The 12,942-nt window shown below is 61.8% G+C and carries 15 protein-coding genes; 3 read left to right on the forward strand and 12 right to left on the reverse strand.

The window, feature by feature from the left end:
* Positions 1-7: 7 nt before the first annotated feature.
* Positions 8-766 (reverse strand): ribonuclease HI, encoded by a 759-nt coding sequence (rnhA, locus tag Syncc8109_RS10495; RefSeq protein ID WP_006851159.1) that lies wholly within the window; start codon positions 764-766, stop codon positions 8-10.
* 51 nt (positions 767-817) lie between these two features.
* On the opposite strand from rnhA, the gene Syncc8109_RS10500 reads away from it, so the two are divergent.
* Positions 818-1,546: a DUF3747 domain-containing protein gene (locus Syncc8109_RS10500; RefSeq protein ID WP_006851503.1), complete on the forward strand. Its 729-nt coding sequence runs from the start codon at positions 818-820 to the stop codon at positions 1,544-1,546.
* A gap of 269 nt (positions 1,547-1,815) precedes the next feature.
* On the opposite strand, the gene rplL is transcribed toward Syncc8109_RS10500, so the two are convergent.
* The 8 genes from rplL to gloA form a co-directional block, all read right to left on the reverse strand.
* Complete coding sequence (gene rplL, locus Syncc8109_RS10505) at positions 1,816-2,205, reverse strand: 50S ribosomal protein L7/L12 (RefSeq protein ID WP_006851616.1); 390 nt, start codon at positions 2,203-2,205, stop codon at positions 1,816-1,818.
* A 54-nt stretch (positions 2,206-2,259) separates the two neighbouring features.
* A complete protein-coding gene (gene rplJ / locus Syncc8109_RS10510; protein ID WP_006851480.1) occupies positions 2,260-2,787 on the reverse strand; it encodes a 50S ribosomal protein L10 in 528 nt (175 codons plus the stop codon).
* Positions 2,788-3,025: 238 nt separating this feature from the next.
* Entirely contained in the window at positions 3,026-3,733 is a 708-nt protein-coding gene (rplA, locus tag Syncc8109_RS10515; protein WP_006849585.1) for a 50S ribosomal protein L1, read from the reverse strand.
* Between the two features lie 71 nt (positions 3,734-3,804).
* Complete coding sequence (gene rplK / locus Syncc8109_RS10520) at positions 3,805-4,230, reverse strand: 50S ribosomal protein L11 (protein ID WP_006851160.1); 426 nt, start codon at positions 4,228-4,230, stop codon at positions 3,805-3,807.
* A 109-nt stretch (positions 4,231-4,339) separates the two neighbouring features.
* Complete coding sequence (gene nusG, locus Syncc8109_RS10525; RefSeq protein ID WP_006850448.1) at positions 4,340-5,008, reverse strand: transcription termination/antitermination protein NusG; 669 nt, start codon at positions 5,006-5,008, stop codon at positions 4,340-4,342.
* A gap of 21 nt (positions 5,009-5,029) precedes the next feature.
* Positions 5,030-5,272, reverse strand: coding sequence for a preprotein translocase subunit SecE (secE, locus tag Syncc8109_RS10530; RefSeq protein ID WP_006850159.1), 243 nt, complete (start codon positions 5,270-5,272; stop codon positions 5,030-5,032).
* A 70-nt stretch (positions 5,273-5,342) separates the two neighbouring features.
* Positions 5,343-8,126 carry an ATP-dependent Clp protease ATP-binding subunit gene (locus Syncc8109_RS10535; RefSeq protein WP_025362561.1) on the reverse strand — a complete coding sequence of 928 codons (2,784 nt, stop codon included), beginning with the start codon at positions 8,124-8,126 and terminating at the stop codon, positions 5,343-5,345.
* Positions 8,127-8,134: 8 nt separating this feature from the next.
* Positions 8,135-8,533: a lactoylglutathione lyase gene (gloA, locus tag Syncc8109_RS10540; RefSeq protein ID WP_006851276.1), complete on the reverse strand. Its 399-nt coding sequence runs from the start codon at positions 8,531-8,533 to the stop codon at positions 8,135-8,137.
* Between the two features lie 112 nt (positions 8,534-8,645).
* On the opposite strand from gloA, the gene eno reads away from it, so the two are divergent.
* A complete protein-coding gene (gene eno, locus Syncc8109_RS10545; protein ID WP_006850732.1) occupies positions 8,646-9,938 on the forward strand; it encodes a phosphopyruvate hydratase in 1,293 nt (430 codons plus the stop codon).
* Between the two features lie 21 nt (positions 9,939-9,959).
* On the opposite strand, the gene Syncc8109_RS10550 is transcribed toward eno, so the two are convergent.
* The 3 genes from Syncc8109_RS10550 to Syncc8109_RS10560 are packed head-to-tail and all read right to left on the reverse strand — an operon-like array spanning position 9,960 to position 12,568.
* Positions 9,960-11,612, reverse strand: coding sequence for an AarF/ABC1/UbiB kinase family protein (locus tag Syncc8109_RS10550; RefSeq protein ID WP_006850624.1), 1,653 nt, complete (start codon positions 11,610-11,612; stop codon positions 9,960-9,962).
* Positions 11,612-11,923, reverse strand: a complete 312-nt coding sequence (locus Syncc8109_RS10555; protein WP_006851917.1) for a hypothetical protein — start codon at positions 11,921-11,923, stop codon at positions 11,612-11,614. The genes Syncc8109_RS10550 and Syncc8109_RS10555 overlap by 1 nt, the downstream gene beginning before the upstream one ends.
* A gap of 45 nt (positions 11,924-11,968) precedes the next feature.
* The gene (locus tag Syncc8109_RS10560; protein WP_006850977.1) at positions 11,969-12,568 is read right to left on the reverse strand and encodes a hypothetical protein; all 600 of its coding nucleotides are present in this window, start codon (positions 12,566-12,568) and stop codon (positions 11,969-11,971) included.
* 78 nt (positions 12,569-12,646) lie between these two features.
* Here Syncc8109_RS10560 and Syncc8109_RS12440 point away from each other — a divergent pair, with 78 nt between their 5' ends.
* Positions 12,647-12,913, forward strand: coding sequence for a hypothetical protein (locus Syncc8109_RS12440; RefSeq protein WP_156915531.1), 267 nt, complete (start codon positions 12,647-12,649; stop codon positions 12,911-12,913).
* Positions 12,914-12,942: the final 29 nt, after the last annotated feature.

Here is a 12,942-nt window from a genome sequence, read left to right on the forward strand (position 1 = left end):
CTCTGGCTCAGGACTCTTCTGATCCTGCCTCGCGACGTTGCAGGGTCCAACGACCTTCCGCCTGGGGCTCGACAATCCAATCCCTCCAGATCCAGCTCTCAGCCTTGGTTTCCAGCTGCTTGAGCGGCTTTTCCACCAGCTGCTCCAGCTCCAGCAGCGACAAGCTGTAGCCACCCTGCGCCAGACGATCAGCCAGCTCCAACCGGGACAACAGCTGCAGCAAAGGCTTGGGGGCAACCTCAGATGGGGCTTCTGGCGCGACCTCGGCGGCAGACAGCTCCGAAGATCCCTGCTTCAGAGCCAAGCCGGGCTGGGCGTTATGGGAGAACGCCACGGCGATGCGATCCACCCGTTCGTTGTCTGGATCACCGCTGTGGCCCTTGACGTAGCGCAGGGGAACATCATCCAGACGAGCCGCATCCAAGGCCTTCCAGAGGTCCTGGTTGAGCACGGGCTTACCCGCAGCCGTTTTCCAGCCTTTGCGCTTCCAGCCTTTGATCCAGGAGCCCAGGCCATCAATCAGATATTTGCTGTCGGTGCGCAGGGTGAGATCCGGATGACGGGGCAGCTGCTCAAGCCGTTGCAACACCTCCAACGCCGCCTGCAGTTCCATGCGGTTGTTGGTGGTATCGGGCGCATGGCCACCGAATTCCTCGACACTGCCGTCTTCAAAACGCAACAACGCGCCCCAACCTCCCGGACCTGGGTTGCCGCTGCAGGCACCATCCGTTGCTGCAGCCACCACCCGTCCCCGTCCTTCCGCCATTGATCGGTCCCAACACTGTTCGGTACAACACGGTTTCTGGCGTCACCGTGGATGAGCCGAACCTACCTGCGGGCGGCTGGTCTGACTGCCGTGGGGCTCGTAGCGGCCGGTCTGTCGCAGGAGAGCACCGCAAGGGCCTTGTTTGACAGCGCTGCGGTGCCGGAGGAGCACTTCGCTGTGCTGGCACAACCCATTGGCAGAGCCCAGTGGAAACTGCTGGTGCTGGAACAGATCAAAGCCCAACCGCGCTGCTGGAGGGCACGCCAGGACGGACTGGTGGAGCCCAGCCTGAATCGCTTTAACTTCAGCGGTATCTGCAAGCGCTACCTGGACAGCAATGGCTACTCGCTGCGCAGCGGTGGCCAAGACCTTGGAACCCGCTTTCGCTTCCGGCTCAAGCCATCCGGCGCATCGCTGAGGCTCGAGGCCCTCGACCCCCAGCAACGGGCACCACTGCTGGTGGGTCAGGCTTCAATACCAGCTCGCCGCGATCCCAACGGGTTCGTGACCTTGAAGCTGGAACCGGGCTGGGCCTTGGAACGTCGGATTTACCAGGGTCGCCAGCTGAACCACCTGTACTTCGCGCATCACGACCCGGTGAACCGGCTGCTCGCGCTGGCCAGCAGCCGCGGCCAACGTTCAGGCTTTCAGCGGTTGGGAGCGCCGATAGCGCCGATCGCACCACCGCCGTTGCCCACTGCAAGAGCAACACACCGACGTAACACACGCCTGGCCAGCAATGCCCCGATCCGACTGCAGGTGATCCCTTATCGCCGCTGAGGACCAACCGTCACAGTGCCAGTTGAGAGGGCGACCAGACAAGGGATGACAACGGATTTCCCGCACTTATTTTGTGCATGTGTGAGGAGTGCTTAGCGCCTCTTCAGGGTCGAAACAAGGACAGACTCCTGAACGTGTTCCTCTCTAAAAAACCCCGCCTTTGGCGGGGTTTTTCATTAGCCAGAGAAAACCACAAAAAAACCGGTCCTCGAAAGGACCGGTGACTGAACACAAACAGGGTGAGAGGGGCAAGCCCTCTCCGAAGGAAATCACTTGAGAGTGACCTTGCCGCCTGCTTCTTCGATGGCTTTCTTCGCAGCCTCGGCGTCTTCCTTGGAGACACCTTCCTTGACGGCCTTGGGAGCAGCCTCGACCAGAGCCTTGGCGTCGCCCAGACCCAGACCGGTGGCCTCACGGACGGCCTTGAGGACCTTGATCTTGGCGGAGGCGTCGAAGCCTTCCAGGATCACGTCGAATTCGGTCTTCTCTTCAACGGCATCGCCACCGCCACCAGCAGCGCCAGGGGCAGCCATCACAACACCAGCAGATGCTGCGGCGGAAACACCGAAGGCCTCTTCGATCTGCTTAACCAGCTCGGAAGCTTCAAGCAGGGAGAGGGATTTCAGCGATTCGAGAATTTCGTCGGTTTTTGCAGACATGGTTTTGAAAGGGGAAGCAACAGATCAATGAACAGTGGTTTCGGCAGGGCCGAATCAGCCTTCGCCGCCTTCGGCGTGCTGCTTGAGTGCCCTGGCCATACCAGAGGGAACCTCGTTGATGCCCACAGCGACCTTCGTGGCCACGGCGTTGATGGCACCGGCGATCTGAGCCATGAGCTGCTCCTTGGAGGGGAGATCTGCAATGGCTTTGATCTCGTCCTGAGACAAGAGCTTGCCTTCGAAAAGGCCGCCCTTGGTCTCGGACTTCTTGAGTTCCTTCTGGAAGGTCTGAACGGCCTTCACACCGGCACCAACATCGCCCTTCACCAGGACGAAGGCGTTGGTTCCGGTCAGCAGGGAATCGAGGCTGGCCCAGTTGCTGTCACCATCAATGGCACGGCGCATCAAGGTGTTTTTGGTCACCTTGCAAACGCTGTCGCTGGCCCGCAGACGATCCCGCAGGTCAGACATTTCCTTGATGGACAGGCCCTTGAAATCAAGGACAAGTGCCAGTTCGGCGTCGGCGAGGAGCTCTTTGAGCTCTCCGACGATCTGCTGCTTGTTCTCCAGCGTGCGGCCCATAGGGATTGGATCGGATCAAAGGAACAAGCTGGGCACACGGCCGATCGAGTCTTCTAAAGGAAGACGAGGCCGCGTGCCGATCAAATCCGGAATGGGACAAAACCGTGTCGCGTCTGCCTCGGCAGGGATTACGTTCCTGGGAATAACTGACGTCATACCCAGGTACATCCTGCTGTCTCTGGCCGGGCGCGTGCCCGATTTGGCTTTCGCCAATCTTCAATTGTAAAGGAGAGCTTGATCAGCTCCCCTGCTCGATGTCCTGCAGAGCAGAGAAATCGACTTCAACGGAAGGACCCATGGTGGAGGTCACATACAGGGACTTCCAGTAGCGGCCTTTGGACCCGCTGGGCTTGTTACGGTCGATGGTTTCCTGCAGGGTCTTGAGGTTCTGCAGCAGGGCATCGGCACTGAAGCTGGCCTTGCCGAAGCGGACGTGGACGATGCCGGTGCGGTCGGCACGGAATTCCAGTTTGCCGGCCTTGGATTCCTTGATCGCGGACTCGAGGTCCGTGGTGACGGTGCCAGCTTTGGGGTTGGGCATCAAGCCACGTGGGCCGAGAACCCGACCCAACTTGGCCACCTTGGGCATCATGTCGGGGGTGGCAATCAACAGGTCGAAATCCATTTCGCCCTTGCTGATGCTTTCAACCAGGTCTTCTTCACCGGCGAGTTCGGCGCCGGCGGCTTTGGCTTCAGCCACCTTCTCACCGCGGGTCACCACGGCGATGCGCACGGACTGACCGGTGCCGTTGGGCAGAGCCACGGTGGTGCGCAGCTGCTGGTCGGTGTACTTCGGATCGATGCCGAGGCGCACATGGGCCTCCATCGTCTCGTCGAATTTCGCATTGGCGTTGTCCTTGACCAGGGCAATCGCCTCGAGGGGTGCGTAGGCACGGTCCTCAATCTTGCCGGCCAGGCTGGCCAGGCGCTTGGAGATTTTGGGCATGTTCAGAGTTGGGGTTCAGGCGACATCAGGGATGCCTCCCCCGTATGGGTTGGAGAAGCGATGCAGCGACGTCAGTCGCTGATGGAAACGCCCATGTTGCGGGCGGTGCCTTCGATGATCCGCATGGCGGACTCAACGCTGGTGCAGTTGAGGTCGGGGAGCTTGGTCTTGGCGATCTCCTCGAGCTGAGCCCGACTGATCGATCCAACACTGCCCTTGGCGGACTCACCGGATCCCTTTTGGATCTTTGCGGCCTTGGTGATCAGCACCGACGCCGGAGGCGTCTTGGTGATGAAGGTGAAGCTGCGGTCTTCGAAGACCGAAATCTCCACCGGAATCACATAACCGGCTTTGTCCTGCGTCCGAGCGTTGTACTCCTTGCAGAACATCATGATGTTCACACCGTGCTGACCGAGGGCAGGGCCCACCGGCGGCGCGGGGTTGGCTTTGCCGGCATCTAGGGCCAGCTTGATCACAGCTACGACTTTCTTGGCCATCGGCTGGGGGGTTTGGACAGCTGCGGATCACCAGACCCTCGGGTCGGGTGCGGCGGAATGGTTACCCACTCCTAAGGCCGCCCTCCGCAGGGAGACGGCCGCCGCCAGGTCAGTTCTGTTTGCTGATCTGAGAAAACTCCAGCTCCACCGGGGTCTCGCGACCGAAGATGGAGAGCAGGGCCTTGAGCTTGTTGCGCTCGCCGGACACCTCGATCACCTCGCCTTGGAAGTCCTTGAACGGACCAGCGGTCACCAGGATCTGATCCCCTTCGGTGAGATCCACCTTGACGACGGTCTTCTTCTCGGCAGCGCGCTTGAAGATGCGATCCACCTCAGAGCGGCTGAGGGGACGAGGCTTGATGTGACCACGGGCCTTACCGGTGGCGCGCCGGTCTTCAGCACCGACGAAATTGATCACGTTCGGGGTGCTCCGCACCGCCATCATCGTGTCCTCATCCAGCACCATCCGGACCAGGACATAACCGGGGAAGACCTTCTCCTCGGTGGACTGACGGGTGCCGTCCTTCTTCAGCTTGACGGCAGGGGTCTGGGGAATCTCGATTTCGAGAATTCGGTTGCTCACCCCGAGGGTGACGGCCCGTTGCTCGAGCGTGGCCTTGACCTTCTTCTCGCAGCTGGAAGCCACCTGAACGGCGTACCAACGGGCGATGGCCGTGTTGGCGACAGCCGCCGCAGGCAAGGTGCCTTCTTCCCCCTCATTCGGGGCCGGCAGATCAAGCACCTCAGGGGCGTCCGGTGTGGTCAGGTCGTCGGGCACGGCGAGAAAGGTGATATCGAGTCAGCGGAACACCTGGGACGAAGCCCACCCAAAGAAGCGACTGACAGCCGCGATGGTGGCGGCCGAAAGGCTGACCATCAGGATCACAGCGATGGATTCGCTGAACAGTTGCTGGCGGCTGGGCCAGACCACGAGTTTCAGCTCATCAACCGTGTCTGCCAAAAAACCACCGGATTTGGTGGAATCGGCAGCGGCTTTTGAGCCGTCGGAAGTGGTGGTGTCCTCAGAGATGGGGCTGGTCACGGGGATGGGACCGGAAGTTGACAACGGTGCCTGAAGGCACTTCGCCAAACAGACACCCTACCGGATGCCCTCAAACCCCCACCGGATCGAACACCAGGGCATCCGTGCCGGCCTCCCCCAGCCGCACCGTCACGCCACTAGCTCCGGCAAAGCGCTCCTCAAGCAGCAGGGTGGAGAGCGGATTTTCCAATTGGCGCCGCAAGACCCGACGCAGCGGCCGCGCCCCGTACTCCGGTTCATAGCCCTGACGGGCCATGGCCTCAGCGACAGCGTCATCCACGAGCAGGGCCAAGCCCTGCTCGGCCAATAGAGCCGCGAGGTCCTTCAGCTGCAACTGAACAATCCGCACCAGATCGGAGACTTCCAACGGACGGAAACGAATCACCTCATCAATCCGGTTGAGGAATTCAGGCCGGAACTGGCTGGAGAGCGCTGCATCCACCTGCTGTTGCAGGGCTGACTCATCCATTGATCCCGAGCGGGCATGCTCAAGGATCGCCGGGCTCGCCAGATTGCTGGTCATCACGACCACGGTGTGGCGGAAATCAACAGTGCGGCCCTGGGAATCGGTGAGCCGGCCGTCATCCAGCACCTGCAGCAGCAGGTTGAAAACATCGGGATGGGCCTTCTCCACTTCATCGAGAAGCAGCACCGCATAGGGCCGGCGGCGCACGGCCTCCGTGAGTTGCCCCCCTTCCTCGTAGCCGACATAACCGGGAGGAGCACCGATCAGCCGAGCCACAGCGTTTCGCTCCATGAACTCGCTCATGTCGAGGCGAACCAGCGCCTCCTCTTCATCAAACAACGACCCCGCCAGCGCCTTCGCTAGCTCGGTCTTGCCGACGCCGGTCGGCCCCAGGAACAGGAAGGAACCCACCGGTCGACGGGAATCCTTCATGCCGGCCCTGGCCCGGCGGATGGCAGCAGCAACGGCCGACACCGCCTCGCCCTGACCAATGACCCGTTCAGCGAGATGGGCGTCGAGATCCAGGAGTTTGCGCCGCTCGCCCGCCAACAGCCGCTGCACGGGGATTCCGGTCCAACGGGCCACCAGATCAGCGATGTCACCGGCCTCAACCTGCTCGCGCAACAGGGCCGTTCCAGCGGACTGGGCCTCCGCCTTGGACGCCTCCAATTCATCGCGGCGCTGCTGCACCCGATGCAGCTGGTCGTACTGGAGGCGAGCCGCTTCTTCAAGGTCACCATCCCGCTCGGCCTCAGCGATGGCATGGCGCAGGTCTTCGTCCTGCTGGAGCAACTGGCCGAGCTCCTCGAGCTGACCGCGCTCCTCCTGCCAGCGCCGCCGCAGATCATCCAGTCGCGTGGACACTTCAAGCCGGTTGCGCTGGAGCTGAATCCGCTCCGCTTCAGGCGCCTGCTCGGCAGCGAGCAAGGCCAGTTCAACGCGGCGTAGATCCGCTTCGGCCTCCTCCACCACCTGCGGCTTGGAGGTGACCTCCATCTTCAGTTGTGCCGCCGCCTCATCGATCAGATCAATGGCTTTGTCCGGCAGGCAGCGATCGCTGATGTAGCGGTCGGCGAGACGGTTGGCGGTCTGAATGGCCTCATCGGTGATGCTGACACCGTGGTGCAGCTCGTAGCGCTCCTTCAAGCCACGCAGAATTTCGAGGCTCAACTCCAGATCCGGCTCCCGGATCACCACCTGCTGAAAACGGCGGTTAAGGGCCGGATCCTTTTCCACCGTGAGCCGGTAATCCTCCGGCGTAGTGGCACCGATGCAGCGCAGATCGCCTCGGGCCAGGGCTGGTTTCAGCAGGCTGCCGGCATCTGTGCTGCTGCGATCACTGCCAACAACTGTGTGCAGCTCATCGATGAACAACACCACCCCGGAATCGGAACCACTCACCTCCTCGAGCACCGAGCGCAGGCGTTCCTCAAACTGACCCCGGAACTTGGCACCGGCGATCAAAGCACCGAGATCCAGCGCCACCAGCCGCAGACCCTGTAGCGACTCCGGCACTTCACCCGCCACGATCCGCTGCGCCAGCAGCTCCGCAATCGCTGTTTTGCCTACACCGGGTTCACCGATGAGCACCGGATTGTTCTTGCTCCGGCGCGAGAGCACCTTGATCAGGTTGCGAATTTCAGAATCACGACCGATCACCGGATCGAGGCTGCCTGCTTCCGCCTCTTCGGTGAGATCCCGCCCATAGGCCTCCAAGGCCGCGGGAGGCTCCTGTGAGGGGGCCTCAGGGGCGAACGACTGGGGGGTGACAGGGGCGACAGGGGCGACAGGCTCTGACTCGCGCTGCGCACGGGAGGAGGAGGGAACGCGCGCCACCCGTTCACGACGGGGCGCTTCCTGCTGCACCTCCTGCTGAGACCGCGGCACCGACCGCTCCTGGGGTGGAACGGAAGCCCCAGCAACCCGTGGGTCCATGCCGCGTTGGATCAGCTGCTCTAGGGCATCTGCCGACAAACCAAAGCCGGCAAACAAATCAGCGCCGATCCGCGGATCGGCGCCAATGGCCATCAACACTTCCGGCAGATCGATGACGTCGCCATTCCAGCGCCGGCGGATGGCATCAGCCGAATCGAGCAGCTGTTCCAGATCATCACCGATGAAGAGCTCATCACCTCGCCCAGAGGGCTGATCAGCCAGCACATCCTCCAAGCGATCCAAGAGCGCATCGATGGGGAGGGGCAAGCGCTCCACCAGGTGGCGGCAGGCGGGATCGGTGAACAGCACCTGAATTAGGTGCTCCACGTCCAACTGCTCATGGCGCCAGCGACGGGCAACGTCCTGACCACTGAGCAGCAGATCCCAGGCCGCGTCGCTGAAGCGATCCGGCTCATGGGTGAGGCTGCCGTTCAACGCTGGCGATGAAGTCATCCGGTTTTTCAGGCGTGGGCTTTGGAGGACATCTCGATCAATTCCACCTTGTAGCCATCCGGATCCTCAACAAAGGCGATGACGGTAGTGCCGTGCTTCATCGGACCAGGTTCCCGCACCACACGACCACCCTTGTCGGCAATGCCGGCGCAGGTGCTGTGGATGTCCTCCACCCCCAGCGCGATGTGGCCGTAGCCATCACCCAGGGTGTAGCTGTCGGTGTCCCAGTTGTGGGTGAGTTCCAGGACCGTGTGGTCGCTCTCCGAGCCGTAGCCAACAAACGCCAAGGTGAAGCGGCCGCTGGGGTAATCCTTTCGACGCAGAAGCTGCATGCCCAGGACCTCGGTGTAGAAGCCCAGAGACCGCTCCAGATCAGCGACCCGGAGCATGGTGTGAAGCATCCGCATGGGTGAGCGTCGTGGAGCGTGAACCTGCCGTCATTCTGGCCAGGTATGACCCGTCACAACACGAGAGAGAGGGGCGACCCATAAGATCCCCGGGTTAAGCGTCCGTCACAACGTGATCGATTCCCTCGACCTCGTCATCGACACCATCGTGTCCCGAGAGGTGCTCGATTCCCGCGGCAACCCCACGGTTGAAGCCGAGGTGCTGCTCGAAGGAGGTGCCATGGGACGGGCCATCGTTCCCAGTGGTGCCAGCACCGGTGCACACGAAGCCCACGAACTCCGTGACGGCGGCGATCGCTACATGGGCAAGGGTGTGGGCCAGGCCGTGAACCACATCGAAGAGCGGATCGCACCGGCCCTCTGCGGCCTTTCCGCCCTGGATCAGGCGGCTGTGGACGCCGCGATGCTGGAGCTGGACGGAAGCGACAACAAATCCAACCTGGGAGCCAACGCGATCCTGGCGGTGAGCATGGCCACCGCCCGCGCTGCTGCCAACGGGCTGGGGATTCCCCTTTACCGCTACCTCGGCGGGCCGATGGCCAACTTGCTGCCGGTGCCGTTGATGAACGTGATCAACGGTGGCGCCCATGCCGCCAACAGCCTGGACTTCCAGGAATTCATGCTGGTGCCCCACGGGGCTCCGAGCTTCCGCGAAGCACTGCGGATGGGCACCGAGGTGTTCCACACGCTCAAGAAACTGCTCAGCGACAAGGGCATGAGCACCGCCGTGGGCGACGAAGGCGGTTTCGCGCCGGATCTGGGCAATGTTGAAGCCGGTGAAATCCTGGTGGAAGCGATCAGCAAGGCGGGCTACAAGCCCGGCGAACAGATCTCCCTGGCCCTGGACGTGGCCAGCACCGAATTCTTCGAGAACGGCCGTTATGCCTTCGATGGCGGCAGCTACACCAGCGCCGAGATGGTGGGCCAACTCGAGCAACTGGTGGAGAAATTCCCGATCGTTTCAATCGAAGACGGACTGGCGGAAGACGACTGGGATGGCTGGAAGCTGCTGACCGAACGCCTCGGCGGCAAGGTGCAGCTGGTGGGTGACGACCTGTTCGTGACCAACACCAAGCGTCTTCAACAGGGCATCGATAGCGCCACGGCCAACTCGATCCTGATCAAGGTGAACCAGATCGGTTCGCTCACCGAAACCCTCCAGGCCATCGACCTGGCAGGCCGCTCCGGCTACACCAGCGTGATCAGCCACCGCAGTGGCGAAACCGAAGACACCACCATCGCCGACCTCTCCGTCGCCACCCGCGCCGGACAGATCAAGACAGGCTCCCTCAGCCGAAGCGAGCGGGTCGCCAAGTACAACCAGCTGCTTCGCATAGAAGACGAGCTGGGCAGCCAGGCCGTCTACGCCGGTGCTGTTGGCCAGGGCCCCCGCGGCAAGGCCTGATCACAGGCCCCCGACGAACGTTCAACGGTTGGAACCGGGCAACTGCTCCAACCGTTGATCACGACGGATCTTGACCTGCATTCGGAACCAGCCCAAGCCAACCGGCAAGGCAGCGGCAGCCGGAAGAAGTGACCAGAGCGGGCGGGCACTGGCACCCACAATCGCGATGGCTAAAGCCAGGCATCCGAGCAACACCGATTGTCCGATCGATTGCTGGGCCAGGGCCATCCGGCGGAACTGACGATCAGATTCGCCCAGCCGCACCTGAAGCTGAAGATCTCCCTGCTCCAGGCGTTCCAGACTTTCATCCAACCGCCGCGGGAAGGCAGCAGCTCGGCTGCTAAGGGCCCCGACCTGACGGCCGAGTTCGTTGAACAGATCGTTGCTGCCGGAGCCGCTGGAGGTCATGAGTGGAAGGAGATAAGGCTTGGCAATCGCTACCAAGCTAAAAGCTGGATCAAGGCTGCGGCCAACACCCTCGAAGGTGGACAAGGCCCGCATCACGAAGATCAGCTCAACCGGAAGCCGAAAGGGCTGGCCATACACCAGGTCGTAGAGATCGCCGGAGAGTTTGTCGATCACGTTGGCCGTGAAGGGTGGGGTGAGGGCCTCCTGAAGCATCAACCGCACGAGACGGCGAACCGGACCAATATCAATGCCACCGGAGATCACCCCGGCCGCCTGCATCTCCTCCACCAACGCCGCTGAATCCCTTGCAGCAGCAGCGCGCACCATGGCTCCCAGACGTCGACGCAAGCCGTCTGACAACAACCCCATCATCCCGAAGTCGTAGTAGATGAGCGCTCCATCACTCGCCACGGCGAGGTTGCCGGGATGGGGGTCGGCGTGGAAGAAACCAAACCGCACCAACTGCTTGAGATAACTGGCTGCACCCACTTCAGCCACCGCGGCCGGATCAACGCCGGCTTCGATCAACGCCTCACGGTCGTTGACCTTGATGCCTGGCAGGTAGTCGAGGCACAGCACACGGCGCGTGCTCAACTCCCAGATCACACCAGGGATCCTGATGCGTTCGTCATCCAGAAATTGCTGACGAAAACGAGCGGCGTATTGCGCCTCAACGCGGAAATCGAGCTCACGTAGAAGCACACGTCGACATTCCCGTGCCATCGCCGGCCAATCACGACCACGCCCCCAACTGGGATTGCGTTGCAGCACAGCTGCCACCTGCTGCATCACCTCCAGATCAAGGCGAAACAGACGATCGAGCCCAGGGCGCTGCACCTTGAGCACCACCTGCCGGCCACTGCGCAGGCTGGCGCGATGCACCTGGGCCAGCGAGGCTGCACCCAGGGGCTCGGGATCCAGGTCGATCACCTCGGCACAGCGCGGCCCCAGCTCTCGCTCGAGCACGGTCTGCACCTGATCAAAACTGAAGGCCGGAACGCTGTCCTGAAGCGCGGCCAGTTCGGCCACCCAGCCCGCAGGGAGGATATCGGGGCGGGCGGAGAGAAGTTGCCCCAGCTTGATGAAGGCGGAGCCCAGAGACAGCAGCTCAGCCGTCAGCCAACGGGCTCGCTGTTGCTGACGGCGCGCACGACGTTCGGCGGTGACACCACCGCGGTAGGTCCAGGACTGGCCATCACACCAAAGCAGCAGCAGCAGCGTCAGGACAGCGCGCCAGATGCGGAGCGCTCGCAGCAGGCCGAGCATCAGGGGCGTGCCTCGATCGCTTGGCTCAGATCAGCCACCGTGGCCCGAAGACGATCGATGACCTCTTGCGGGTTGTCCGACGGTTCCGATGCCGACGCCCCATCTGGGTTCACCGAGGCCTGATCACCCCGTTCAAGTCGTTCCGCTTCGGCATGCACCTCATCCTGAAACAGATCCCATTCCTGGCGCAGCCGTTGCGGTGCGTCTTGCGCCAGGACCGCCAACTCCGCTGCCGCGTCCGCAAAGCCGTGACCAAGGCGCGCACTAATGCGGTTCACCGTGGCGCGAATCAAGGCCTCCGACGAGCCCATGGACCGATTGCAGACAGCTTCAACTGTGGCAGATCCAACCGGAGATCAGGGCTGAGGCGGGGTCACGGGCTCAATGACTTCGAAAAAGGCTTCCGCGCCATGAGGCAGCACAACAGGTTCCGGCTCAGCCACCAACACCGGTGAATCACCGTTTGGAACAACCACAGCAGGCATCACCTCGATGGACTCCTCAAGCAGCGCTTGGGAATGGACGTTGCTGTCATCGAGCTCGAGTTCAGGCTCCTGGGCCGATGAGGGGGCGGGTCCGTTGTCTTCCTCAAGCTCGGGGGCAATGGTTTGAGGGTCCGACCAGGCGGGGGCTGTCCAGACCGAGGGCTTGGGCGTCTCCTTGACCGGTGGCTTGGCCGGTCGGCTCTCAGCCTCGGCGGCTTCTAGGGCTGTGACATCCACTTGCAGAGATGAATCGTCGTCACTGAACCGGGCCCGAATCTCCCGCAGGGAATCCCCTGGAAACGCGAGCGGTGTGAAGGCCTCAGGGACAGGGTTCTCAGCATTGGGCTGCAGCGTCAGCACCCGCTCGGTGATGCCGTAACCCAGGGCGAAACAACAACCAGCCACCAGGGGCCCCACCCAGAAACTTGCCTTGGCCTCGACGGGAGCTTCAGGGGAGCTGGGATTGTCCACTGATGGGTCTGACGGTGACTCGGATTGTGACAGGGATTCAGAACAGAAGCTTCAGGTGGTGTAGTAGGCGTTGATGCATTGCCTCAGGCATCGCCAGAATCGTCTGTAATGCCTTTGAATCCTCTTGATGATGACGATGTACCAATCGAGGATTCAACACCGTTAGGAGCGATTGTGGAAGGAGTAGAAGAGTCACATTCACCATCTCCAGAAGATGATGAGCGCAATCGTGAATATCTAATTCGTCGTACTGCTCTTGGCGACAATCCAACTCAAAAGGAGATGGATGCAGTTGTGGCGTATGGGTTAGAGCAGCACAGGTATAACTTCCCGCATCTTTATTGACTTCAATTAAACAAATGATTATATAACTT

Origin of the sequence: Synechococcus sp. WH 8109, from assembly GCF_000161795.2 — a bacterium.
Taxonomy (GTDB): domain Bacteria; phylum Cyanobacteriota; class Cyanobacteriia; order PCC-6307; family Cyanobiaceae; genus Parasynechococcus.